We start from the raw sequence: 24541 nt of genomic DNA on the forward strand, positions 1-24541 counted from the left end.
CTCCCGGCGGGGACGTGTGGCGGAGGTGGACGGGAATCGAACCCGCCAGGCCGAGATGCTCGGCCTCACCGGTGTTGAAGACCGGGGGGCCCACCAGGAACCCAGACACCTCCAGGGCCCACCCTAGACAGCCGGTGTCTAGGGTGGGGCCATGCACCCCGTGCGACTCACGCAGCTGGCCCGTGGCGGCGGGTGCGCCTGCAAGATCCCCGCCGGCGAGCTCGAGCAGCTCGTGTCCGGTCTCCGGCTCGACCCGGGCGCCCACCACGACCACGTCCTCGTCGGGCTGGACGACGGCGACGACGCCGCAGCGGTCCGGATCGAGGGCGGGGTGGCGCTGCTCTCCACCGCCGACTTCTTCACGCCGATGGTCGACGACCCCTACGACTGGGGGCGGATCGCCGCGGCCAACGCGCTGTCGGACGTCTACGCGATGGGCGGCACGCCGGTCGTCGCGATCAACCTCGTCGGCTGGCCCCGGGACGTCCTGGGCACCGACCTGCTCCAGCAGGTGCTGCAGGGCGGGCTCGACGTGGCCACCGCCGCCGGCTGCCCGGTCCTGGGCGGGCACAGCATCGACGCGCCGGAGCCGCTCTACGGGATGGCGGTCACCGGCACCGCGGACCCTGCGCGGCTGATGCGCAACGACGCGGCAGCGGCGGGCCTGCCGATCAGCCTCACCAAGCCGCTCGGCGTGGGGATCCTCAACAACCGCGCCAAGGCGACCGGCAGGACCAGCGCGGAGGCGGTCGAGAGCATGACCGCGCTCAACGCGGACGCCGCACGGGCCGCGCTTGACGCCGGCGTCGTGGCCGCGACCGACGTGACCGGCTTCGGCCTGCTTGGGCACCTGTTCAAGATGTGCCGGGCCTCCGGCGTCGCCGCCCGGGTAGAGGCCGCGGCGGCCCCCTACCTGCCGGGTGCGCGCGAGGCGCTGGCCGCCGGGCACGTCCCTGGTGGGTCCCGGCGCAACCTGGACTGGGTGCGCCCCCACCTGGCCAGCGGCCCGGGGATCGGCGAGGACGATCTCCTCCTGCTCGCGGACGCCCAGACGTCCGGCGGGCTCCTCGTCGTCGGCGAGGTGCCCGGCGCGCCCGTGGTCGGACGGACGCTGCCGGCCGGGGAGCTCGGCGACGGGGTGCTCATCGAGGTCGTCTGAGGCGACCTGTGCACCCAGAAACGACGTGTGCACGAGTTGTATCCCCTGCACATGTCATTTTGTGGTGCACAGGTCCAGGGGGGCACAGGTCCAGGGGGGCGCCGTGGCCTTCCCGCGCCGGTGGCTACCTCTGCGGCCCTCGCAGGTGCGCAGGCCGTCGGGTGAGGATCGGCACCAGGACGCCGACCAGCGCCAGGACGCCCATCACCGTGAAGCCCAGCGTGTAGTTGCCCTCGTCGCCGACCAGCCAGGAGATGAGCAACGGGCCGGCGACGCCGCCGATGGACCAGCCGAGGAGCATCAGCCCGTAGATCGCACCGGAGTGCCGCAGCCCGAAGAAGCTGGTGGCCGAGGCCGGCAGGGTGCCGAACGCCCCGCCGTAGCAGAGGTAGATCACCGCCGCGAGGACGTAGAACGGCGCCGCGCCGTGCACGTGCGGGATGGCGACGAGCGCCAGACCCTGGAGCGCCAGGATGGCGATCAGGGTCTGCCGGCGGCCGATCCGGTCCGACAGCGCCGCCCACACGATCCGCCCGGCCCCGTTGAACAGGCCCATCACCCCGACGAGCGTGGCGGCGCCGACGGCGGACAGGCCCGCGACGTCGCTCGCGGCCCCGGCCGCTAGGGAGATGAACGCGATGCCGGCGGTCACCGACACGGTGAGGATGAGGGTGAGCAGGTACCACTGCGGCATGCGCAGCGCCTCCGACGGCGTGAACTCCACCACGTCGTCCTCCGGTACGGCGCCCTCGGCCGTCGCCTCCTCCTCCCGCTGCGTGCGCGCTTCCGTCGCGACCGTCCAGCCCTGGGGCGGGTCGCGGAAGACCGAGGCGCCGAGCAGCCCGGCGACGAGGTAGGCAAGACCCAGCCACAGGAACACCTTCGTGGGGTAGCGCTGGTAGTCCGCGCTGCTGTCGATGAGCGCCTGCGCCAGCGGCGAGGTGATGACCGCGCCGAACCCGAAGCCACCCACGGCGATGCCGGTGATCAGGCCGCGCCGGTCCGGGAACCACTTCTGCAGCATGGCGATCGGCACGATGTAGGCCAGCCCCAGGCCGAAGCCGCCGAGCACGCCGTAGCCGAGGACCAGCAGCCACAGGTCGCCGGCGTCGCGGGCGAAGCTGGCCAGGACGATCCCGACCGCGTAGACGACCACGCCGGCCAGCGCCACCGGACGCGGGCCGCGCCGGTCCTGCAGCCGGCCGCCGAGGAAGGTGCCGACGAAGATCATCCCGATCGCGACCTCGAACGGGACGGTGGCCTGGACCGTCGACAGCTCGAAGGCCGACGGGTCGGCCAGGATCGCCTTGCTGAAGGTGCTCCACGCGTAGGCCGCGCCGATCACCAGCTGGACCAGGACGCCACCCGCGAGGATGACCCAGCGGTTCGGCGTCGGCCTCACCCGACGGTGACGATGCTGTCGTGCACGGTCCCCTCACGACGTCGCTGCTCCAGTCGCCGCTTCTGCGGGCCGACGGTGTAGCGAGGGTCCTTGGCCGACTCCATCCCGGCCTCGACGATACCGAAGCGGGTCAGCGCCGAGGCCGCGGCCAGCGCGATCCCGGAGGCCGCCGCCAGGAGTCGGCTGCGGCCCGAGACGAGCGCGCCGATCCCTCCGGCGACGGTGAGCGCCCTGGCGAGCCGCAGCTTGGTGCCGGCCGGCCCGGTCTCCAGCGGCTCGCCCAGCTCCAGGCCCTCCAGGTGCTCCTCGAGCAGGTGCATCGCCAGCAGGTCGGTGGCCGCCCCGGCGACCGCGAGCCGCCGGACGGGGCCGCTCTCGGCGGCCGGCGAGAGCACGAGCTGCACGCCGCTGGCCGCCATCGCCGCCGACGCGACGAAGACGTAGGGCAGCTGCGCCCGGCTCTCGAACCAGACAGGGGTGACGGTGTCGGACAGCAGCACCGCGGTGTAGGCCGCCAGCGGCGGACCGAAGAGCGCCTGGCCGACCGCGGCCGGGGCGTCCACGAGCGCGAGCCCGTCCTGGACCAGGGCGAGCACACCGCCCCGCGGCAGGGTGAGCGACCGGGCGACCTCGGAGGCCGTCGCCACGCCCGCGAACGCTGCATACCCGGACAGGATCCAGGTGCCCACCGACATCGGCGAGGTGAGCTTGACGGTCCGCAGCATGTTGAGGAAGCGCTCGGGACGTCCGAGGTCGGCGACCAGCGCCGCGCCGCTCAGCGCCACCGTCGCGATCGCTGTGTAACGGCTGTTGCGCCGCAGGGTGTGCCGCCCGGTGGCGGACGCACCCGCGGCGATCAGCCCGGAGGCGCCGGCGATCCCGCCGACGAAGAGGTAGGCCGGGATCTCGTGCTTCCACGGCACCGGCTTGATGACCGCCTGGCCGTAGTAGTCGGAGAACTCGGCGTCCGGCACCGCGGGCGCCTCGCGCCGGCCGCCGCCGTCGCGGTTGAGCCAGCTGCGGCCGGCCCGGGCGACGTCACGCCCCGCCCCCGTCACCGCCCCGCGCACCGAGGACCGCCGGCGACGCCGAGGACCGTCCTCGGGCGGTCGGTAGGAGTCGAAGGACGACGTCGTCACCGGCGCCTCCCCACGAAGGCGAGCGCCGCGGCGCCGAGGAGGCCCAGACCGGCGTAGCCGGCCTGGCGGAACATCTCAGGCAGCTTGGCGGTGGGCACGACCGGGTCCGGCGGCAGGCCGTAGACCTCGGGCTCGTCGAGCAGCAGGAAGACCGAGCCGGTGCCGCCCACGCCGTCCTCGTCGTTGGCGCCGTAGAGCCGCGCCTCGGTGAAGCCCTGGTCGTGCAGCTGCACGACCCGGTCGTGGGCGAGGGAGACCATCTCCTCGCGCGTGCCGAACCGGATCGAGGTCGTGGGGCAGGTCTGCGCGCACGCGGGCTCCTGCCCGACGCTGAGCCGGTCGTAGCACAGCGTGCACTTCTGGGCCACGCCCACGTCCGGCACGTGACCGTCCTTGCGCACCGAGACCGCGGCGTCCGTGCGCCGCTCGATCACCCCGAAGGGGCACGCCCCGACGCAGTAGCCGCAGCCGTTGCAGATGTCGGCCTGGACCACCACGGTGCCGTGCTCGCTGCGGAACAGCGCGCCGGTGGGGCAGACGTCGAGGCAGCCGGCGTGCGTGCAGTGCTTGCACACGTCGGAGGACATCAGCCAGCGGAAGTCGGGCGTCGGGGCGCCGCCGAGCAGGTTCCTGATGTCCAGCCCGCCGTCACCCTCGTCGGGGAGGGTGGGTGGTACCGCGCCGACCGTGTCGCCGGTCCTCAGGGCGGAGGGCGCGGGAGCCGGGGCGCCGACCTGCGGCATACCCAGGTCGACGAGACGGCGGCCGGAGGCGCGGGCCTCCTCGATCCGGTCCTGGGACTGCTCGACGAAGGCGACGTGCCGCCAGGTGCTGGCACCCAGGCCGCCGGTGTTGTCGTAGGAGTCGCCGCTGAGGTCCAGCCCGTCGAGCGGCAGGGCGTTCCACTCCTTGCAGGCGACCTCGCAGGCCTTGCAGCCGATGCAGATCGAGGTGTCGGTGAAGAAGCCCTTGCGCTCCTCGGGGGCGGACCACCCGGCGTCCCGCGCCGGGTCGGTCGGCCCGGCGAGCTGGCGTGCCAGATAACCCATCAGTTCTCCCCTCCTGCCTCGGCGCGGCGCCGGGCGGTCTCGGCGTCGACGGGGTCGGCGTGCTCGTTGGCCGTCTCGGCGGTGCTGCCGGCCCGGGACTGGTACTCGGCGACGAGCCGGAGCAGCTCCTCGCCGTGCGGCCGACGGCCGGCCCGGATGTCGCAGGTGGCCGCCTTGGACTCCTGGATGTGCACGTTCGGGTCGAGCACGATGCCGAGCAGGTCGTTGGCCGAGTCGCCCTCGACGACCGCGTCGCGCCCCACGCCCCAGTGGTAGGGCAGCCCGATCTGGTGCACGGTGCGGCCCCGGACCGTCAGCGGCTTCATCCGACCGGTGACCAGCACGCGGGCCTCGATGGCGCTGCGTGCCGAGATGATCGTGGCCCATCCGCCGTTCTCCAGGCCGCGCTCGGCGGCCAGCTCCGGGGAGACCTCGCAGAACATCTCCGGCTGCAGCTCGGAGAGGTAGGGCAGCCAGCGGCTCATCCCGCCTGCCGTGTGGTGCTCGGTGAGCCGGTAGGTGGTGAAGGCGTAGGGGTAGACCTCGCTGCCCGGGTCCTGGCCCGACGGCGCCCACAGGTTGTCCTTGCGCGGGTAGACCAGGCGGGCCGGGTTGCGCTGCTGGGTGTAGAGCGCGTTGTCGACCGGCGACTCCTGGGCCTCGTAGTGCGTGGGCAGCGGCCCGTCGACCATGCCCCGCGGTGCGAAGAGCCAGCCCTTGCCGTCGGCCTGCATGATGAACGGGTCGTCGCCCGCGATCGCCGCCGGGCCGCCCACGTCGGCCGCCGGCCGGTAGCTCGGGTCGCGGTCGACCGGGAAGTCGGGCACGTCCTTGCCGGTCCACCGCTTGGCGTCGGCGTCCCACCAGACGTACTTCTTGCGCTCGCTCCACGGCCGGCCCTGCGGGTCGGCGGAGGCGCGGTTGTAGAGCACGCGGCGGTTGAGCGGCCAGGCCCAGGCCCAGCCGCTGGCGACCTCGTCCTGCTCCTCGCGCGCGGGTCGACCCATGGAGTGGTTGACGCCGCCGGCGAAGACGCCGGTGTAGATCCAGCAGCCGCCGGAGGTCGACCCGTCGTCCTTCATCTGCACGAAGGAGTCGAGCACCTGCCCGGCCTGGTCGCCGGTGAGGTGGTAGCCGTTGATCTCGCGCAGCACCGCCTCGGCGTCGACCTCGCCGTGCTCGTCCTGCGGGTAGTCCCAGGTGAGGTCGAGCAGCGGACGGTCCCGCTCGTCGGTCGAGCCGGCCAGGCGCTGGCGGATCCGTCTGCCCAGCTCGTAGTAGAAGTCCAGCTCGCTCTGCGCCTGACCCGGCGGTCGGACCGCCTGGTGGCGCCACTGCAGCATCCGCTGGGTCTGGGTGAACGTGCCCGACTTCTCGGCGTAGCTGGCGCACGGGAAGAAGAACACCTCGGTGTCGATGTCCTCGGTGCGCAGCTCGCCGGTGGCGATCTCCGGGGAGTCCTTCCAGAAGGTGGCGGTCTCGATGAGCTGCAGGTCCCGCACGACCAGCCACTTCAGCTTGCCCAGCGCCTGGCGCTGCATCTTGGCGTGCGCCGAGCCCACGGCGGGGTTCTGACCGACGACGAAGTAGCCGTCGACCTCGCCGTCGAGCATCTCCATCACCGTCTGGTAGGTGCCGTGCGCGCCGGTCAGCCGCGGGAGGTAGTCGAAGCAGAAGTCGTTGTCCGCGGTGGCCGCGTCACCGAACCAGGCCTTCAGCAGGCTCGCTGTGTAGGCCGGCGCCTCGGTCCAGTAGCCCTTCTGCAGCGGGGAGGCGATCGTGGCGAGGTAGTCCTCGAGGGTGTCCTGCTCCCCGGCCACCGGCATCGGCAGGTAGCCCGGCAGGAGGTTGAACAACGTGGGGATGTCGGTCGAGCCCTGGATGCTGGCGTGGCCGCGCAGGGCCATGATGCCGCCGCCGGGGCGACCCATGTTGCCCAGCAGCAGCTGCAGGACCGCGGCGGCGCGGATGAACTGGGCGCCCAGGCTGTGCTGGGTCCAGCCCAGCGCGTAGGCGAAGCAGGTGGTCCGCTCGCGGCCGGAGTTCTCGGTGACCGCGCGAGCCACCTCCTCGAACAGCTCCACGGGTATGCCGCACAGGTCGCGGACCATCTCTGGCGTGTAGCGCCGGTAGTGCTTCGCCAGGATCTGGAAGACGGTGCGCGGGTCCTGCAGCGTCTCGTCGCGCACCACCCTGGCGTGCTCGAGCGCCGCGCCGGCGGCACCGCGCTCGTGCCCGGCCGCGCGGGACTCCTCCTCCCGGTCCGGGCCGCCCCCGTCGCCGGAGGGCTCCTCGATCCCGTCGCCGGAGCCGGGCCCGTCCTCGCGGGCGGCGTAGGCCCAGGTGGAGGTGTCGTAGGTGCCGGTCGTCGCGTCGTAGCCGGAGAAGAGCCCGTCCAGGTCCTCGGTGTCGACGAAGTCGTCGCGCACGAGCGTCGCGGCGTTGGTGTAGGCGACGACGTAGTCGTGGAAGTAGAGGTCGTTGCTCAGCACGTGGTTGATGAGCGCGCCGAGGAGCACGACGTCGCTGCCGGCCCGGATGGGGACGTGGGTGTCAGCGACCGCGGACGTGCGGGTGAAGCGCGGGTCGATGTGGATGACGCGCGCACCGCGGGCCTTGGCCTCGGTGACCCACTGGAAGCCCACGGGGTGGCACTCGGCCATGTTGGACCCCTGGATGACCACGCAGTCGGCGTTGGCCATGTCCTGCAGGGCCTGGGTCGCGCCGCCGCGCCCGAACGAGGATCCCAGACTGGGAACCGTGGAGCTGTGTCATATGCGGGCCTGGTTCTCGATCTGGATCGCCCCGGAAGCCGTGTACAGCTTCTTCATGAGGTAGTTCTCCTCGTTGTCGAGGGTTGCTCCCCCGAGCGAGGCGATACCCATCGTGCGCCGGACGCGCCGACCACGCTCGTCCACGTCCTGCCAGTGGTTGTCGCGGGCCTGCAGGTAGCGCTCGGCGACCATGTCGATGGCGGTGTCCCGGTCGATCGTCTGCCAGTCCGTGGCCCCGGGTGCCCGGTAGAGCACCTCGGTCACCCGGGTGGGGGAGTTGACGAGCTGCTCGCTGGCGGCGCCCTTGGGGCAGAGCCGCCCACGGCTCACCGGCGAGTCCGGGTCACCCTCGATCTGCACGATCTTCTCGTCCTTGACGAAGATCTTCTGGCCGCAGCCGACGGCGCAGTAGGCACAGACGCTCTGCACGACCCGGTCGGCGGTCGTGGTCCGTGGCGTGATCTCCCGGGTGCGGCGCGAGGTCACGGACGCGCCGCGGCCCAGCAGGTCCCCGGTGGCCAGCTGCCGGAGCACGGGCCAGCCGAGGAAGGTCGACTCCTTGCGTGCCATCGTGCACCCACCTCTCCGAGAACGTCGTGCGTGCCCCACACCGTACCCCGAGGGGCGGCTCCGGCGCAGGTGCAGATGGGCAGTTTCCGGCCAGTTCGTGGGCACGGTCGTGGACCCGCTCGCCGACCCCTGCGTCGGGCAGCCGTGACCCAGCTGCCGGAGCTGATCGGGGCCACCGACCTCAGCTTCCTCGACTACGGGGCCACGAAGAAGGTCATGTTCGCCACCGGCCGGTTCGGGCTGAAGTCCTACGACGTCAGCGACCCCGAGAACCCGGTCCTGCTCGACTCCATCGACATGCCGGGCTTCTGGGAGAACGAGGACATGGACGTGGACCCCAGCCGCAAGCTGGTCTTCCTCTCCCAGGACCCCCGCGCCTTCGGCCAGCCGCAGGACAGCGGCCAGTCCGGCGTCTACATCGTCTCTGCGCGCCACCCCGACAAGCTGGAGATCCTCAGCGTCGCCGACGTCCCGGCGGGCCCCGGCGGGCCGATGAAGGACCCCGACCAGCCCGAGCCGCAACCCGAAGAAGCCGAAGGTGGGCTGGACCTCCAGCGGAGCCCGCGGCTGAACGGGGCTGGCCTTATACGACATATCGTCGTAGAATGGGGGTGCCCAGCAAGGGAGGCTGATCATGGCAACCTCGACCGCACCGCGCATCCTCACCGAGACGGAGTGCTGGCAGCTCCTGGACCAGGAGGAGTTCGGCCGGATGGCCTACCACCTCGCCGACGAGGTGCACATCGCTCCGGTCAACTACGCCACCGACCGCGGTCGCCTCGTCTTCCGCACCGCCGAGGGTTCCAAGCTCCTGGGTGTGGTGATGAACGAGGACGTCGCCTTCGAGATCGACCGCATCGACGACGGGTCCGATTCCGCGTGGAGCGTCATCGCGCGCGGCCATGCCCGCATCCTCGAGGGTCAGGAGCACCGCGACGCCGACAACCTGCGGCTGCGGCCGTGGACCTCCTCGAACAAGCACAACGTCGTCGCGATCGACGTCACGGAGGTCACCGGGCGCCGGTTCCACCTGGCCCGTCCGTGGCAGCAGATGATCCCCGACTGAGGCCAGCACGAGCGACGGCCGGTCGACCCCGCGGGTCGACCGGCCGTCGCTCGTGCCCGGGGCGGGTCAGTCGCCCTTGTCCATCCCGGCAGAGATGAGGTCCATCACCGAGGAGTCGGCCAGCGTCGTGACGTCGCCGACCTCGCGGTTCTCGGCGACGTCCTTGAGCAGTCGGCGCATGATCTTGCCCGAGCGGGTCTTCGGCAGCTCGGCCACGACCATGATCTGGCGCGGCTTGGCGATCGGACCGATCTCCTTGGCCACGTGGGCGCGCAGCTCGGCGACCAGCTCGGCGCCCTCACCGTGCTCGTCGGCCTCGCTGATCACGTCCTCGCGCAGGATGACGAACGCGCAGATCGCCTGACCGGTCATCGCGTCGGCAGCACCGACCACGGCGGCCTCGGCCACCTTGGGGTGGGACACCAGCGCCGACTCGATCTCGGCGGTCGACATGCGGTGCCCGGAGACGTTCATCACGTCGTCCACCCGCCCGAGCACCCAGATGTTGCCGTCGTCGTCCAGCTTGGCGCCGTCACCGGCGAAGTAGACACCCTCGAACCGGGACCAGTAGGTCTCCCTGTAGCGCTCCGGGTCCCCCCAGACGCCGCGCAGCATCGAGGGCCAGGGCTCGGTGATGACCAGGTAGCCGCCCTGGCCGTTGCCGACCGGCTGGCCCGCGTCGTCGACGACCTCGGCCACGACTCCCGGGATCGGACGCATCGCCGACCCGGGGCGTGCCTGCGTGACGCCCGGCAGCGGGCTGATCATGATCGCGCCGGTCTCCGTCTGCCACCAGGTGTCCACGATCGGGGTGCGGTCGCCGCCGATGTGCTCGCGGTACCACATCCACGCCTCGGGGTTGATCGGCTCGCCGACCGACCCGAGCAGCCGCAGGCTGGACAGGTCGAACTTCGCCGGGATGTCCGTGCCCCACTTCATGAACGTGCGGATCGCGGTCGGCGCGGTGTAGAGGACCGTCACCCCCGCCTCCTGCACGATCTCCCAGAAGCGGCCCTGGTGCGGGGTGTCCGGGGTGCCCTCGTACATCACCTGCGTCGCCCCGAGCGTCATCGGCCCGTAGACGATGTAGGAGTGGCCGGTGACCCAGCCGATGTCGGCGGTGCACCAGTAGACGTCGGACTCGGGGTGGATGTCGAGCACCACCGAGCTGGTGTAGGCGTTCTGCACCAGGTAACCGCCGGTGGCGTGGAAGACGCCCTTGGGCTTGCCCGTCGTGCCCGAGGTGTAGAGGATGAACAGCGGGTGCTCGGCGTCGAAGGCCTGCGCCTCGTGCGTGTCTGCCGCCGCGGCGAGCGCGTCGTCCCACCACTGGTCGCGCCCGTCGGTCCAGGGCACGTCCTGCCCGGTGCGCCTGACGACGAGGACCTTCTCCACCGGGTGCTCGCCGGAGTCCAGCGCCGCGTCCACGGCCGGCTTGAGCGCCCCCGGCTTGCCGCGCCGCCAGCCGCCGTCGGCGGTGATGACGACCTTGGCGCCGGCGTCCGCGATGCGGCTGCGCAGCGCGTCGGCGGAGAAGCCCCCGAAGACCACCGTGTGCGGGGCACCGAGGCGGGCGCAGGCCAGCATCGCCACGACGGCCTCGGGGATCATCGGCAGGTAGATCGCGACCGCGTCGCCCTGCCCCACCCCGAGGTCGGCCAGCGCGTTGGCGGCCTTCTGCACCTGGCCGTGCAGGTCGGCATACGTGATGTCGCGCGTGTCACCCTCGGGCTCGCCGACGAAGTGGATCGCGACCCGGTCCCCGTTGCCGGCCTCCACGTGCTTGTCGACCGCGTTGACGCAGGCGTTCAGCCGGCCGCCCAGGAACCACTTGGAGAACGGCGCCCCGCTCCAGTCCAGCGTCTGGTCGAAGTCGGTCTCCCACCGGACGTACTTCCTGGCCTGCTCGGCCCAGAAGGCCTCCCGGTCCGCGTCCGCCCGGTCGTACATCTCGGCGGTGCCGTTGGCCTGCGCGGCGAACTCCGCGCTGGGCGGGAAGGTGCGCTTCTCGTGCAGCAGGGCCTGGATTCCCTCGGTGGCCTCGGTGGTCATCGTGCCTCCTCGCGTCGTGACGTTCCCTTCGAGAGTATGCCGTCACGCCCGCACGCGCGGGGTCGGGGACCTGTCGGGCGGTCCGCGCCTGCGACGAGCGGTCGGACGTGCGCGACGAGCGGGCTGCGACTCCCTCAGCCCTGGAAGCTGTCCGCGACCTCCTGCAGGCGCACCCGGTAGTCGGCCCACCACTGCGCGTCCTCGCTGGCCATGTTGCCGTTGTCGGCGCGCAGCCCGACGGCGCCGTCGAGCTCCTCGCGCAGGATGTCGGCGTGGCCGGCGTGCCGGGCCAGGTCGGTGGTGACGTGGACGAGCACGTCCCCGAGCGTGGTGTCCGACCTGCGCCCCCACCACGGAACCCGCCCGGGCGCGTCCAGCTCCAGCGCCTCGATCGTGGCGTCGGCGTGCTGCTGGACGCGGGTGTAGAGGTCGAGCACCTCCTGGGTCGAGACGTCGGCCGGCACCCAGAAGTCGGCGTTGTCCTCGCCCTCCAGGTCGAAGCCGAGGTCGAAGGGGACGGGACGGCCGAAGACGGAGCCGAAGTAGTCGGCCTCGACCCCCGTGGCGTGCCGGAGCAGGCCCAGCAGGTTGGTGCCGGTGGAGGTCAGCGGGGTGCGCACCGCCCGCTCGCCGAGGCCCTCCAGCTTCCAGATCAGCGCGTCGCGCTCGGTGCGCAGGTAGCGGTGCAGGGTCGCCTTGAGCTCCATGCAGACGAGACTAGACGTGGTCGCGGACGGACCCCGTGCGAGGGACGGGCGACCCGGCCCTGCCCTGCGGGGCGAGCGGGGCGACGGTCACGACCTCCGGCGTGTGCAGCCGGACGAGGGTCCGCCGGGCGCCGGGAGGTATGCCGTGCGGCGTGGCCAGCGAGACGCCCACCGCCGCCAGCAGCGCCGCCGGGACGGTCCACGCCGCCGGGTGGGCCAGGAGCGCGTCGGGCCACCCGGTCTGCTGCGCGAGCAGGCCGGTGGCCACCAGCGCGCCGATCGCCAGCACGGCGCCCGTCGTCAGCCCGGCCGCGGCCCCCTGCACGGACAGCCGCGGCCACCACACCCCGAGCGCGAGCAGCGGGAAGAAGGTCGAGGCGGCGATGACGAACGCCAGGGTGACGAACGCCGCGAGCGGCACCTGCGGGAAGAACCGGCTCACGGCATACGGGACGAGGACGGCGAGGACCGCGGCGAACCGGAACCCGCTCACCTCGGTGGAGTCGCCCTGCGTGACCCGCGCGAGGAGGGGGCGCACCAGGTCCTGGTTGAGCACGCCGGTCACCGCGACCGCCAGCCCCGAGGAGGTCGACAGGAAGGCCGCGAACGCGCCGCCGACCAGGGCCGCGGTCAGGATGTCCGAGGCCGGGGAGGCGAAGACCTCCGCCGGCAGCCGCAGCACGACGGTGTCGGCCCGGTCGCCGGCGCCGAGGACGGGCAGGTAGGCCCGGCCGAGCACCCCGTAGACGATCGTGAAGACGTAGAACAGGCCGAGCAGGGCGAGCACCCGCACGGTGGTCCGGCGGGCCGCGGCGCCGTCCGGGTTGGTGTAGTAGCGCACGACGACGTGCGGCAGGCCGGTCGTGCCCAGCGCGAGCGCGACGATGAGGGAGAAGGTGCGGTAGAGGTGGTGCTCCTCGGGCGCACGGCCGGTGAAGGGCTGGGTCCAGGCCTCGGCGACGGCCGGTGCGGGACCCTGCGTCGCCCACCAGGCGCCGAGGATCATCCCCGCGGGGACGGCCAGCGCGGTGAGCTTGACCCAGTACTGCACCGCCTGGACCAGGGTGATCGAGCGCATCCCGCCCGCCGCCACCGCCAGGATCACGACAACGGCCACGACGAGGCTGCCCACCCAGGTCGGGGCGCCGGTGACCAGGCGGAGGGTGAAGTCCGCCCCCTGGAACTGGGGGATGAGGTAGAGCCAGCCGATGAGCACCACCAGCAGCGTGCACAGCCGGCGCAGCGGCACCGAGCCGAGCCGGGCCTCGGCGAAGTCCGGCAGCGTGTAGGCCCCCGACCGCCGCATCGGCGCGGCGACGAGGATGAGCAGGACGAGGTAGCCGACGGTGTAGCCGATGGGGTACCAGAGCGCGTCGACGCCCTGGTCGTAGATGAAACCGGCCACGCCGAGGAAGGAGGCGGCCGAGAGGTACTCCCCGCCGATCGCCGCGGCGTTGCGCCCGGCCGACACGGTGCGCCCGGCGACGTAGAAGTCGCTGGTCCGCCGGGACAGCCGCAGCATGAACAGGCTCAGGCCGAGGGTGACCAGGCAGACGACGGCGACCGCGAGCGCCGACAGCGGACCGGTCACCGCCGCTCCGTCCCCGCCTCGGAGACGAAGGCGACGAAGCGGCGCTCGGTGCGCTCCGTCTGGCGCGTGTAGAACGCCGCGGCCGCGACGACCGTCGGGTAGATCAGCACGCCGAGCACGAGCCACGGCAGCGGGAGAGGGCCCACGTGCAGCTGACGGGTGGCCGGGACGAGGGCGAAGATCAGCGGGATGCCGAGCAGGACCGCGGTGATGGTGCTGGCCACGGCGGCCGTCAGGCGCAGCTGGGCACGCAGCAGCCCCTGGAGGTAGAGCTCGCCCAGCCCGGTCTGCTCGGCCAGCGCGCTGGCGACCGGCCGCCGCAGGGCGGCGGGGGCGCCGCGCCGGGAGGCCGTCACCCGCACCCGCCGCGCCGGTCCCTCGGGCGCGGTCACGGCAGGCCGTCGGCACCGTCGGCGAGGACGCGCTCGCGCACCTCGCGCGCGTGGCGGCGCGCGACCGCCAGCTCGGTGCCGTCCGGCGCGAGCACCAGGCTGACCTTGCCGTGGCCCTGGCGGACCTCTCCGACGTGCCGCAGCGAGACGAGCGTGGAGCGGTGGATCCGGACGAACCCGGCGTCCGCCCAGCGCTCCTCCAGCGTCGACAGCGGCACCCGGATCAGGTGCGAGCCGGTCAGGGTGAACAGCCGGGCGTAGTCGCCCTGGGCCTGGACGTAGCGCACGTCCGAGCGGCGCACGAAGCGGGTGACGCCGCCGAGCTCGACCGCGATCCGCTCGTCGGCCGGCTCGGCCGGCGCGCTGCCGGCCACCTCCCCCGCACCCGGGGCGACCGGCCCCGGGGAGGCGGCGGGCTTCATACCCTCCACGACGCGGTCGACCGCCCGCGCGAGGCGCTCGCGGGAGACCGGCTTGAGGAGGTAGTCGGTGGCCTGCACCGCGAAGGCGTCGACGGCGTGCTCCTCGTGGGCGGTGACGAAGACGACCTGCGGCCGGCGGGCGAAGCGGGCGATGACGCGGGCCAGCTCCATGCCGTCCAGCCCCGGCATCGAGATGTCGGAGAAGACGACGTCGACCTCCCCGTCCTCCAGCGCGCGCAGGGCGTCGGTGCCGGACCCGGCGGCGACCACGCCGGAGAACCGGCCGTCCTGCTCGAGCAGGTAGGTCAGCTCGGACAGGGCCGGTGGTTCGTCGTCGACGACGAGGGCACGCATAGGGGACATCGTAGGGAGCGGCGCAAGGGGTGGGCGGATCTACCCGGGATGGACGCCCGGTGCGTACTTGGGGACCCGGAAGGTGACCTTGGTCCCCAGGCCCGGGGCCGTCTCCACGACGAGCCCGTGGTCGTCGCCGTAGACGCGCCGCAGGCGGGCGTCGACGTTGCCCAGGCCGACGGACTCGTTCGTGCCTGCCCCGTCCACCGCGTCCTCCCCGTCGAGGGCGCGGCGCACGTCCTCGGGGTCCGACCCGGCCCCGTCGTCCTCGACGCTGATCTCGGCCTGGTCGCCCAGGTCGGTGGCGGTGATCGTCACCGTGCCGGTGCCGACCTTGTCGGCCAGTCCGTGGCGGACGGCGTTCTCGACGAGCGGCTGGACGGCCAGGTAGGGCAGCACGACGGTGAGGACCTCCGGCGCGACGAGCAGGTTGACCTGGAGCCGGTCGCCGAAGCGCGCCTGCTCGAGCACCAGGTAGCGCTCGATGTTGCGCAGCTCGTCGGCGAGCGTGGTGAAGGCGCCGCCGCGCCGCAGCGCGTAGCGGGTGAAGTCGGCGAACTCCAGCAGCAGCTCGCGGGCCCGCTCGGGGTCGGTGCGCACGAAGCTGGCGATCGCGGCCAGGGAGTTGTAGATGAAGTGCGGGCTGATCTGCGCCCGCAGGCTGCGCAGCTCGGCCTCGACCGCGCGGGTGCGCTCCCGGTCCAGCTCGCCCAGCTCGAGCTGGTCGCTCACCCAGGAGGCCACCTGCTCCAGGGCGCGGGCCAGCCCCGGGGACGGACGGTCGGAGTATGCGGTGAGGGTCCCGATCACGCGGTCCTCCACCACCAGGGGCGCGACCACGCCGGCGCGCACGTCGCAGTCGGGCCGGGCGCACGGCAGGTCCCGCCGGCCCAGCACCGCCGTGTCGCCGGACTCCAGCGTCTGGCGGGCGTGCCCGAGGGCCTGGTCGCGGTGGTGCTCGCCGTGGCCGGTCCAGGTCAGGACCTCCTGGCCGTCGCAGACCGCGAGCGCGGAGCCGCCGAGGACGAGGCGCAGGTGCCGCGCCGCCTTCTCGGCGGTGTCTGCGGTGAGCCCGGAGCGCAGGTGCCGGCCGGCCTGGAAGCCCGAGCGCAGCGCCTCGTGGGTGAGCTGGTCGGCCTCGGAGAGGAAGCCGTGGGCGATCCGGCGCCGGCGCAGCCACAGCACGAGCAGGAGCAGCACGAAGCCCGCTGCCACGACGACGGCCGTGGGCAGGTGGAAGGTGGCGGGCATGGCGGGAGCCTACGATGCGCGCCGCCACCGCCCCCTGGTTCGAGGTGATGGAGGCCCGGGATAGGGCCGCCGTATACCTCGATCCCGGTCCCCCTTCCCGGTTCGAGGTAATGGAGGCCCGGGATAGGGCCGCCGTATACCTCGATCCCGGGGATGGACGCTGCGGTGCAGGGTCGTCCCCTGATGGGGAAGTGGGGACATCGCGCCTCGACGAGGACCCGGCGCGCCCAGCGTTGGACCGGCTCTCCCCACCCGGTTCGAGGTAATCGACCACCACATCACGGCTGCCGCATACCTCGACTCCGGCGCCGCTGGCCCGGTTCGAGGTATGTCACGGCAGCGGCCCGGCGGTCGGTTACCTCGACCCGAAGCGGTGCTGGCAGATCCAGTAGCCGGCGCACACCTGGTCCAGGAACTCCTCCCGGAAGAGCCGCCACCCGACGAGGTCGATCCGGAGCACGGTGTCGTCGGTCAAGGTCACCGCGTTGGCGCGCAGGTTGTCGTTGGCGACGGACAGTCCCTGGTGATGCCCGGAGCCGTCGATCTCGACCACCAGTCCGTTGGGCCACCTGGCGTCGAGGTAGACCTTGTTGCCGACCCCGCGCCGGACGACCTGCCGCTCCGGCTCGGGCAGCCCGCGCATCCGGCAGCCCTCGGCGAAGTCAAGCTCACCCAACGACTGTGCCCCCAGGGCGATGTCGCGGATCACGAGTTCGATGAAGCGCCGTCTCGTCCGGCCCCTGACCGTCTTCCGGGCCGCGAGCAGCTGTTGGCCGGTGACGAGCCGCTGCTGCACCGGCATGCAGAGGATCAGCGCGGCCTGCCGGTCGGAGACCGCCCAGTGGGCACCGTGGATGGCGGCGACGGCCGGGCGGACCCGTGGGATCCCGTTCGTGAGGAGGTCCGCCTCCGGACGGCGGATGAGCTTGTGGATCCGCACCCCGGGGACGTCCTCGATGTCGTGCCGATGGAGCACGCTGACGTGGGTCGCATGCTCGGTGAAGCCGGTCATGCCCGCCTCGGTCAGCGCCGTCACCCCGTCCAGCGCAGCGATCCCCGCCCCGACCTCCCATATGGCCCGCCAGCGATCGGCGCGCGCGCCAAGCTCGCCCGTGTGCATGGCGATGGTCTGCCGCCCGTGCACGCGCCATCGCTGCGCAGCCTCCTCGCGGCGGACCATGCGGTTGTCGACCCCGATCCTGCGCAGTCGTTCTCGCGACAGTGCCCCGCCGAAGTCGTCCGCGGTCGCCCGCGCCAGCTCCCTGCGCTCCCTGGTACCCATGCTCCAGCACCGTGCCCGCTGGACCGCCCCGGCCCAACCACGTCACGCCCGGCTGTGGACGACGGTCGCGCTCGCGGGTTCCTGTGGATGCGCGCCGCGGAGGGGCGAGGTGATGGAGCACCGACGGGCAGCTGCGCTTCACCTCGACCACGCGGCGATGGCCACGGTTCGAGGTATTGCACTGCCCGAGCATGGCCGTGCATTACCTCGAACCGGGGTCTTGACCTCAGGAGGAGGGGAAGACGCGCACCGGTCCCACGACGTTGATGCCCACGACGTCTCCCACCTCGGGCAGCCGCAGCCCGACGGTGCGCGCGCGCAGGCCGTTGACCGGCACGCCGCTGACCAGCTCGAGGTCGGCGACGCTGTCGTGGCCGAAGAAGGTCACCGAGCGCACCCGGGCGTCCACCGATCCCGTCCCCGGCGGGACGATCTGCAGCTGCTCGGGGCGCAGCAGCGCCTCGACCGCGCCGCGGGTGACGAACCCGGCCGTCTGCAGGTTGCCCAGCGCGCAGCGGAACTGGTCCCGGCTGGCCAGGCCGTGCACGTAGATGGCGTCGCCGAGGAAGGTGGCCACGTGCGCGTCGACCGGCTCGCCGTAGACGGCCCGCGGTGCGGCGACCTGGCGGAACCGGCCCTGGCGCAGGATCGCCACCTCGTCGGCGAAGGACAGCGCCTCCCCCTGGTCGTGGGTGACCAGGACGGCGGTCGCGCCGGCCGCCCGCAGCGCCCGGGCGGTGGCCTCGCGGGTGGCGGCGCGCAGCGCGGTGTCCAGGGAGGAGAACGGCTCGTCGAGCAGCACGAGGTCCGGGTGCGGGGCCAGCGCCCTGGCCAGCGCCACCCGCTGCTGCTGGCCGCCGGAGAGCTGGTCTGGCCGGCGTCCGGCCACCTCGGGCGGCAGCTCGACCAGCTCGAGCAGCTCGGCGATCCGCTCGCGGTGGTGGCGGTCACGGCGTCCGATCGCGGGCCGCGGCAGGCCGAAGGCGATGTTGCCGGCGACGGTCAGGTGCGGGAACAGCCCGCCGTCCTGGCGCACGTAGCCGATGCCGCGCCGCTCGGGCGGCACGAGGGTGTGCTCGTCGGCGACCACGCGGCCACCGATCGACACCGACCCCGTGGTCGGCCGCAGGAACCCGGAGATCACCCGCAGCAGCGTCGTCTTGCCGGAGCCGGAGCCGCCCAGCACGGCCGTGGTGGTGCCGGCCCGCACGGTGAGGTCGACGTCGTGCAGCACCTGGTTGCCCCCGTAGCCGGCCCGGACGCCGCGCACGCGCACCTCGCTCACCGGTGCCACCTCCGTCTGCGCGCTCGTCGTCCGCTCGGTCCGCCCTTCGGGCAGGGTCGCCACCATTGTCATCCTTCCTTCGTGATCTGCCGGCGCAGCACCACGGTCAGCGGCACGGACAGGGCGATCATCATCGCGGCGTAGGGCGCCGCAGCCGTGTAGTCCAGCTCGTCCGCCGCGCCCCAGAACGCCAGGGCCAGCGTCTCGACCCCGGTCGGCGCGAGCAGCAGGGTCGCGGTCAGCTCGGTCGTGATCGCCAGCGCGACGAGCACGAAGCCACCGAGCACGGAGGGCGCGGCCAGCGGCAGCACGACCCGGGTGAGCACCGAGACGCCGCGCGCGCCCAGGGCCCGCGCCGCCTCCGACAGCTCCGGGGGCGCCGCAGCCAGTCCCGCGCGCAGCGACACCATCGCGCGCGGGATGAACAGGATGGCGTAGGCGAGGACGAGCAGCAGCGCGGTCTGGTAGATCGCGGGGGCGACGTCGACGGCCACGCCGATCAGGGCGAGGGCGATGACCACGCCCGGCAGCGCGCTGGCCAGGAAGGTCGAGCGCTCCAGCAGGATCGCCAGCGGCCCGTGGCGGCGGGCGAGCAGCAGCGCGCCGGGCAGGGCGAGCGCGACCGCGAGCACCCCGCCGGCCAGGGCCAGGGCCAGGGTGGAGAGGGTGACCGGCCCCAGGTCGCTCAGGTCGACACCACGCTGGCTCTGGCCGACGAGCAGCCAGCGCAGCACCATGACGACCGGGACGGCCACCGCCAGGGCGGCGACCGCGCCGAGGAAGACCAGTGCCGGGGCGCGCCACCCTCGCAGCGGCACGGGGTCGGCGCGTCGCCCCGCCCCGGAGCCGACCCGCGCCACCCTGCGCCGGCCGCGCGCGGCCACCTCGAGCGCGAGCACGACCAGGCACAGCCCGACCAGGACGGTCGCCAGCAGCGAGCCGGGGGTGTCGCTGAACCCCACGGCATACTGCTGCAGGATCGCGGTCGTGAAGGTCTGGTAGCGCATCATCTCCAGCACGCCGTACTCGGCGAGCAGGTGCAGCGCGACCAGCAGCGCTCCCCCGCTGATCGCCGGTCGCAGCCGGGGCAGGACGGTGCGCAGCGCGGCGCGCAGCGGCCCCAGGCCCAGCGAGCGGGCGGCCTCCTCCTCTCCGCCGTCCAGCGCGCGCAGCAGCGAGGCGACGGGCAGGAAGACGAAGGGGAAGTAGGCCAGCGTCGTCACCAGCACCGCGCCGCCCAGGCCCACGAGCTGGGGCTGCCAGGAGATCCAGGCATAGCTGCTGACGAACGCCGGGACGGCCAGCGGCGCGAGCATGAGCGTGCGCCACAGTCCTGCCAGCGGCAGGTCGGTGCGCTCGACCAGCCAGGCCGCGACGATGCCGAGGACCATGGCCGCGGGCACGGTGAGCAGCAGCAGCCAGCCGGTGTGGGCCAGCAGCTCACCGATCCGCGGCCGCACCAGGTAGTCGACCGCCGCGGACCAGCCGTCGGCGCCTCCGCGGACGACGACCACGACGACGGGCAGGAGCGTGAGCGCCGCGACGAGCGTCGCGAGCGGCCCGAGCACCCGTGCGGGTGCATGGTCAGAGGATGCCGGCATCCGTCATCATCATGACGACCTTGTCCGAGTCCAGCGCCGAGGGGTCCACGAGCGGCGCGTCCAGGCTGTCCAGCGGGGGCAGGGCGGGGTCGGCGGGCACCCCCCGGGCGACGGGGTACTCCATCGACCCGCTGCTGACCAGGACCTCCTGGCCCTCGGGGCTGGTCAGGTAGGCGAGGAACTGCTGGGCCTCGTCGGCCTTGTCGGTGGTGGCGAGCACCCCGCCCGCGGACAGCGAGACGAAGGCACCCGGGTCCTGGTCGCCGAAGTAGTGGAGCTCGGTATTGCCCGAGCCCTCCTTGGTGCCGGCCTGGTCGCGGTACCAGTAGTAGTGGTACATGATCCCGACCGGGACCTCGCCGGCGTTGACGGCCTTCATCGTGGCGATGTTGTTCTGGTAGATCTCGGCGCCGTCCTTGAGCCCCTCGAGCCAGGCGGCGGTCTCCTCCTCGCCGCGGTCGACCAGCATGCCGGCGACGATCGCCTGGAAGTCGGCGCCGCCGGGGGCGCAGCCCCACCTCCCGGCCCAGGCCGCGTCCTGCAGGTCCATCATCGAGGCGGGCAGCTCGGCCGGCGTGATCATCGAGGTGTTGTAGACGAGCACGGTGGAGCGCGCGGCGATGCCGGTCCACATGCCGCTGGAGGGCGCCCGGCCCTCGCCGACCTGCTCCAGGGTGGTCTCCTCGACCGGCGCGAGCATGCCGGCGCGCTCGACGACCGTCATCGCCGGGGAGTTCTCGGTGAGGAAGACGTCGGCGGGCGAGGCGTCGCCCTCCTGGACGATCATGTGCCCCATCGAGGAGTCCGTGCCGGAGCGCACCTGGGTCTTGATCCCGGTCGCGTCGGTGAACGCCCTGGCCCATGCCTCGGTGACGTTCTGGTGCTGGCTGGAGTAGATCTGCAGCGCCTCGGGGTCGGGGACGTACTTCTCGTCCCCGCTGCACGCGCTGAGAACGACGGGGCTGGCCAGGAGCGCGGCGATCAGGGTGCGGCGGCTCAGGGTGGGGGTCACGCGGCGGTCCTCTCGGGGGTGGGGTCGCAGGCAGGGGTACGGGGTCGCACCAGCCGGTCCGCCAGCCGCCGCAGCGGGGCGTCCGTCCAGCGCCAGACCACGACCCCGACGGCCAGGGCGGCCAGCGTCTTCAGGGGCGGGGTGGGCACGAGGTCGAGCACCTGGAACTGGACCAGGTAGATGATCAGGCTGGCGGCGGCGAGCGTCGCGACCGCCGGCACCAGCCGGGAGGGCACCCTGATCGAGGGCAGCAGGGCGAGGGCCAGCACGCCGGCGAGGATGGTCGCGTTGCGGACCGGGTCGTCGGGGAAGTACCACGCGATGCCGAGCACCATCGCGCCGAGCGTCCACCGGCGGCGGGCCACGGTCCTCGCGGTGGCCAGGGCCAGGCCGACCGCGAAGAGCCAGAAGACGGTCGGCATCATGCCGCGCAGCACGCCGTCGGCGAAGGTGAGGATGAGGAAGCGGGGCACGAGGCCGGCCAGCACGAGGCCGAAGGCGACCTGCCAGGGGTCGACCCGCCAGCGGCGCGACACCCCGGGCAGGGAGAGCACCACGGTGGTGACCAGCACGCAGGCGAGCAGGGAGTCGATGAACCACAGCTCGTTGTGCTTGCCGTAGGAGATGTCGTCGACGAGCCAGTTGGCCATGAGGACGTTGTCCCAGCCGTAGCGCCCGTAGCTCAGCCCGACCAGCGCGACGAGCATCGTGGGGACCGCGATGCCGACCAGGAGCCGGGTGCTGCCGCGCCAGCGGCCGCGGGCGGTCGCCGCGGACAGGCCGAAGAGGGCGGCGTTGTAGCCAGCCACCACGAGGAGCGTGTGGGCACCGCCGAGCAGCCGGAAGAGTCCGGCGTGGGTGCCGCAGATCATCACCACGGCGAGCGCGCGGAGCACGACGGAGGTCTCCAGGCGGACCGGCCCGCCGAGCCAGCGCGCGAGGCGTCCGGTGGCGGGCTGCTCGTCCTGGTCGGTCCGACCGCCGGCGACCGCGGCGGTGACCAGGTCCTGGAGCGGTCGGTGGTGCCAGTCGGGCGGCAGGGTGCCGAGGAGCGCGGTGAGCCGGGTGGAGGCCTGCACGTGGGAGAGCGAGTCGCCGCCCTGGGCGACGAAGGAGCGGGCGAGGTCGATCTCGTCCCGGCCCAGGACCGTGGACAGCGCCGCCCCGACGCGGACCTGCAGGGGCGGGGCGTCCATCTGCTGGCGGGCGTCCACGCACTCCTCGGGGTCGCTGGCCCGCACGAGGACGTCGCACCCGGCGCGGTCGACCTTGCCGTTGGACAGCCGGGCGAGCGGCAGGACGGCCACCCGGACGTGGCCCACGCCCAGGCCGCAGGCGTGCGCGGCGGTGCGGCGCGCCATACCGGAGAGGTCGGTGGTGGAGGTGCCCCCGACCGGCTCGACGGCGACGCGCAGCCCGTCGTCGTCGCCGGTGACGCAGACGACGAGGCCCTCGCGCTCGAGCGCGGTCTCGACCCGGGCGAGGTCGATGCGCAGGCCGAGGACCTTGACGAAGCCGGAGCGGCGCCCCACGATCCGCAGCACGCCGTCCTCGTCCAGCCGGCCCAGGTCGCCGGTGCGCAGCTCGGTGAGCATCGGGCCGGGCGCGAGCTCGTCGGGGTGCTGGGCGTAGCCCATCATCACGCCGGGGCCCCGCACGACGACCTCGCCGGTGCCGGCGTGCGGGTCGGCCTCGGGGACGTCGCGGTCGAGGACGACCTGGGTGCCCGGGACGGGGCGGCCGACGGCGTCGGGCGCGGTCAGGGCGGCGGCCGGGTCGTGGACGGCGATCCGGGCGGTGGCCTCGGTCTGGCCGTACATGACGGCCAGGCCCCAGCCGTGCTCGGCGCCGAGGCGGGCGGTGCGCTCGACCCGCTCGGGGGCCAGCCGGCCGCCGGCCTGGGTGATCAGGCGCAGGCTCGGGTGCGGGCGCTGCAGGACGCCGGTGGTCTCCATCAGCTCGACCATGTGCGGCACCACGGCGATGTCGGTGACGCGGTGGTCGTCGACGACCGACCAGAAGGCCTCCTCGACGACGGAGGCGGTGGTGAGCGCGACGGAGGCACCGACCGTGAGGTGGGAGTGCAGGACCGAGAGCCCGAAGCAGTAGTGCAGCGGCAGGCTCGTCACCCCGCGGTCCGAGGCGGTGAGACTCAGCGCCTGGGCGATGGCCGCGGCGTTGGAGAGGACGTTCTCGTGGGAGAGCCGGACCAGCTTGGGCGAGCCGGTGCTGCCGGAGGTGGACAGCAGGAGCGCGAGGTCGGGGTGGAGCAGGTGCCGGGGCGAGGCGTCCGCCGAGGTCTCGAACGTCCCGTGGGCCGTCATCGCCAGGTCGACCGGCCAGGCGTCGGTGACGGCGGCGGAGGCCGTCGGGTCGGCGCTGGTGACGAGCGCCACGTGCCCGGCCTCCAGCACGGCGAGGTAGCCCACCACCGCCTCGACGGTCGACGGCATCGGGACGTGGACGAGCAGCCTCTCCCCCGCGGCCCGGGCGTCCAGCTCCTCGGCGAGGGCGTCGACCCGCCGGCGCAGCGTGCCGTGGTCCAAGACCGTCCCGTCGGCCCCGACCAGGGCGGGGGCGGCCGGTTCGACCTGCCCGGCCACCGGCAGCGGCGAGCGCCGCACGTCCGGTCGGAGGACCGGGCGCGGTGCGAGACCGAGCATGGTGGGGGACACGACTGCTTAGGCTAGCCTCACCAAATATCGTGAGCCAAACGCGAGGTATATGAGGAGGGTGGTGTCGGCTGTGGACGTGCACCTGTGGTGGGCCGACCTCACCTGCGCCGACGCCGCCATGGAGGCGGAGCTGCCCGCCCCGGAGCGCGCGCGGCTGGAGAGGCTCACCGGCGCCGAGCGGGCCCGCCGCGCCGTCGGCGCTGCCCTGCTGCAGCACGCCGTGCAGGCGCACCGGGCGCGGTCCGGGCCGGTCGTGGTCGACCGCACCTGCGAGGGGTGCGGGGCCCAGCACGGACGGCCCGTGGTGGAGGGCGGCCCCCACGTCTCCGTCGCCCACGCAGGCGTGCTGGTGGTCGTCGCGACCTGCCAGGACTCACCCGTGGGCATCGACGTGGAGCGGGTCTCGCGGTTCGAGGGCGCGGCCGACGCGCGGCAGGACGCCGGCAGCGGCGACCTCACGGCTGAGGTCCTCGCCGCGCAGGCGTGGGTGGGCGACGAGGCACGGCTCAAGGCCGGCACGGCCGGTGCGGTGCTCCCGGTGGACGCGCCGCTGCGCGGCTACGCGGCCGCGCTCTGCGTCGCGGGCGAGGAGTCCGAGGTCCGGCTGGTGGAGCACCGCTGACCGGGTCGCGCACGAGGGGTCTGCGGGGGACATGCAACGTCCTGCACGTCATGCAGCGTTGCCGACGTTGTCTGACCGTGCAGGACGTTGTCTGTTGCCCGGGCGGGCAGCGTCGGGCGCTGCCCCGGGGGCGCGA

General features: G+C 73.3%; 18 protein-coding genes and 1 tRNA gene. 3 read left to right on the forward strand and 16 right to left on the reverse strand.

What is annotated here, in order from left to right; translation table 11 throughout:
• Positions 1-17: 17 nt before the first annotated feature.
• Positions 18-113 (reverse strand) — tRNA-Sec (locus DV701_RS10800).
• Between the two features lie 38 nt (positions 114-151).
• Between DV701_RS10800 and selD the strand changes: the two genes are divergently transcribed.
• Entirely contained in the window at positions 152-1159 is a 1008-nt protein-coding gene (selD, locus tag DV701_RS10805) for a selenide, water dikinase SelD (RefSeq protein WP_114928311.1), read from the forward strand.
• Positions 1160-1283: 124 nt separating this feature from the next.
• Here the strand turns inward: selD and DV701_RS10810 are convergent, their stop codons facing one another.
• The 4 genes from DV701_RS10810 to fdh are packed head-to-tail and all read right to left on the reverse strand — an operon-like array spanning position 1284 to position 8093.
• Positions 1284-2561 (reverse strand): L-lactate MFS transporter, encoded by a 1278-nt coding sequence (locus tag DV701_RS10810; protein WP_228254983.1) that lies wholly within the window; start codon positions 2559-2561, stop codon positions 1284-1286.
• A complete protein-coding gene (gene nrfD, locus DV701_RS10815; RefSeq protein ID WP_114928312.1) occupies positions 2558-3700 on the reverse strand; it encodes an NrfD/PsrC family molybdoenzyme membrane anchor subunit in 1143 nt (380 codons plus the stop codon). Before nrfD ends, DV701_RS10810 begins: the two co-directional genes overlap by 4 nt.
• A complete protein-coding gene (locus DV701_RS10820; RefSeq protein ID WP_114928313.1) occupies positions 3697-4749 on the reverse strand; it encodes a 4Fe-4S dicluster domain-containing protein in 1053 nt (350 codons plus the stop codon). Before DV701_RS10820 ends, nrfD begins: the two co-directional genes overlap by 4 nt.
• Positions 4749-8093: a formate dehydrogenase gene (gene fdh / locus DV701_RS10825; protein WP_162802970.1), complete on the reverse strand. Its 3345-nt coding sequence runs from the start codon at positions 8091-8093 to the stop codon at positions 4749-4751. Before fdh ends, DV701_RS10820 begins: the two co-directional genes overlap by 1 nt.
• 634 nt (positions 8094-8727) lie before the next feature.
• On the opposite strand from fdh, the gene DV701_RS10835 reads away from it, so the two are divergent.
• Positions 8728-9159, forward strand: coding sequence for a pyridoxamine 5'-phosphate oxidase family protein (locus DV701_RS10835; protein WP_114928316.1), 432 nt, complete (start codon positions 8728-8730; stop codon positions 9157-9159).
• A 66-nt stretch (positions 9160-9225) separates the two neighbouring features.
• Here DV701_RS10835 and acs read toward each other — a convergent pair whose 3' ends face one another.
• The 11 genes from acs to DV701_RS10890 form a co-directional block, all read right to left on the reverse strand.
• On the reverse strand, positions 9226-11211 hold the full coding sequence (gene acs / locus DV701_RS10840) for an acetate--CoA ligase (RefSeq protein WP_114928317.1): 1986 nt from the start codon (positions 11209-11211) through the stop codon (positions 9226-9228).
• Positions 11212-11345: 134 nt separating this feature from the next.
• A complete protein-coding gene (locus tag DV701_RS10845; protein ID WP_114928318.1) occupies positions 11346-11918 on the reverse strand; it encodes a DinB family protein in 573 nt (190 codons plus the stop codon).
• A gap of 10 nt (positions 11919-11928) precedes the next feature.
• On the reverse strand, positions 11929-13509 hold the full coding sequence (locus tag DV701_RS10850; protein ID WP_114928319.1) for a sodium/solute symporter: 1581 nt from the start codon (positions 13507-13509) through the stop codon (positions 11929-11931).
• Positions 13506-13901, reverse strand: a complete 396-nt coding sequence (locus DV701_RS10855) for a hypothetical protein (protein WP_114928320.1) — start codon at positions 13899-13901, stop codon at positions 13506-13508. The genes DV701_RS10850 and DV701_RS10855 overlap by 4 nt, the downstream gene beginning before the upstream one ends.
• Positions 13898-14677 carry a LytR/AlgR family response regulator transcription factor gene (locus tag DV701_RS10860; protein ID WP_114928321.1) on the reverse strand — a complete coding sequence of 260 codons (780 nt, stop codon included), beginning with the start codon at positions 14675-14677 and terminating at the stop codon, positions 13898-13900. Before DV701_RS10860 ends, DV701_RS10855 begins: the two co-directional genes overlap by 4 nt.
• Before the next feature lie 39 nt (positions 14678-14716).
• On the reverse strand, positions 14717-15928 hold the full coding sequence (locus DV701_RS10865) for a sensor histidine kinase (RefSeq protein ID WP_202863502.1): 1212 nt from the start codon (positions 15926-15928) through the stop codon (positions 14717-14719).
• 355 nt (positions 15929-16283) lie between these two features.
• Positions 16284-17210, reverse strand: coding sequence for a hypothetical protein (locus DV701_RS10870; protein ID WP_114928322.1), 927 nt, complete (start codon positions 17208-17210; stop codon positions 16284-16286).
• A 226-nt stretch (positions 17211-17436) separates the two neighbouring features.
• Positions 17437-18558 carry an ABC transporter ATP-binding protein gene (locus tag DV701_RS10875; RefSeq protein ID WP_228254984.1) on the reverse strand — a complete coding sequence of 374 codons (1122 nt, stop codon included), beginning with the start codon at positions 18556-18558 and terminating at the stop codon, positions 17437-17439.
• A gap of 5 nt (positions 18559-18563) precedes the next feature.
• Positions 18564-20096, reverse strand: coding sequence for an ABC transporter permease (locus DV701_RS10880; RefSeq protein WP_114928323.1), 1533 nt, complete (start codon positions 20094-20096; stop codon positions 18564-18566).
• Positions 20080-21108 (reverse strand): extracellular solute-binding protein, encoded by a 1029-nt coding sequence (locus tag DV701_RS10885; RefSeq protein ID WP_114928324.1) that lies wholly within the window; start codon positions 21106-21108, stop codon positions 20080-20082. Before DV701_RS10885 ends, DV701_RS10880 begins: the two co-directional genes overlap by 17 nt.
• A complete protein-coding gene (locus tag DV701_RS10890; RefSeq protein WP_114928325.1) occupies positions 21105-23783 on the reverse strand; it encodes an AMP-binding protein in 2679 nt (892 codons plus the stop codon). Before DV701_RS10890 ends, DV701_RS10885 begins: the two co-directional genes overlap by 4 nt.
• Before the next feature lie 61 nt (positions 23784-23844).
• On the opposite strand from DV701_RS10890, the gene DV701_RS10895 reads away from it, so the two are divergent.
• Complete coding sequence (locus DV701_RS10895) at positions 23845-24405, forward strand: 4'-phosphopantetheinyl transferase family protein (protein ID WP_162802971.1); 561 nt, start codon at positions 23845-23847, stop codon at positions 24403-24405.
• Positions 24406-24541: the final 136 nt, after the last annotated feature.

This window comes from Ornithinimicrobium avium, assembly GCF_003351765.1.
Taxonomy (GTDB): domain Bacteria; phylum Actinomycetota; class Actinomycetes; order Actinomycetales; family Dermatophilaceae; genus Ornithinicoccus; species Ornithinicoccus avius.

Excerpts from the sequence above, each read along its gene's own strand:
- DV701_RS10845 (WP_114928318.1), bottom strand. The coding sequence starts at position 11,918 with ATGGAGCTCAAGGCGACCCTGCACCGCTACCTGCGCACCGAGCGCGAC.
- DV701_RS10820 (WP_114928313.1), bottom strand. The coding sequence starts at position 4,749 with ATGGGTTATCTGGCACGCCAGCTCGCCGGGCCGACCGACCCGGCGCGG.
- DV701_RS10870 (WP_114928322.1), bottom strand. The coding sequence starts at position 17,210 with ATGGGTACCAGGGAGCGCAGGGAGCTGGCGCGGGCGACCGCGGACGAC.
- selD (WP_114928311.1), top strand. The coding sequence starts at position 152 with ATGCACCCCGTGCGACTCACGCAGCTGGCCCGTGGCGGCGGGTGCGCC.
- DV701_RS10860 (WP_114928321.1), bottom strand. The coding sequence starts at position 14,677 with ATGCGTGCCCTCGTCGTCGACGACGAACCACCGGCCCTGTCCGAGCTG.
- DV701_RS10835 (WP_114928316.1), top strand. The coding sequence starts at position 8,728 with ATGGCAACCTCGACCGCACCGCGCATCCTCACCGAGACGGAGTGCTGG.
- DV701_RS10880 (WP_114928323.1), bottom strand. The coding sequence starts at position 20,096 with ATGCCGGCATCCTCTGACCATGCACCCGCACGGGTGCTCGGGCCGCTC.
- DV701_RS10865 (WP_202863502.1), bottom strand. The coding sequence starts at position 15,928 with ATGCCCGCCACCTTCCACCTGCCCACGGCCGTCGTCGTGGCAGCGGGC.
- acs (WP_114928317.1), bottom strand. The coding sequence starts at position 11,211 with ATGACCACCGAGGCCACCGAGGGAATCCAGGCCCTGCTGCACGAGAAG.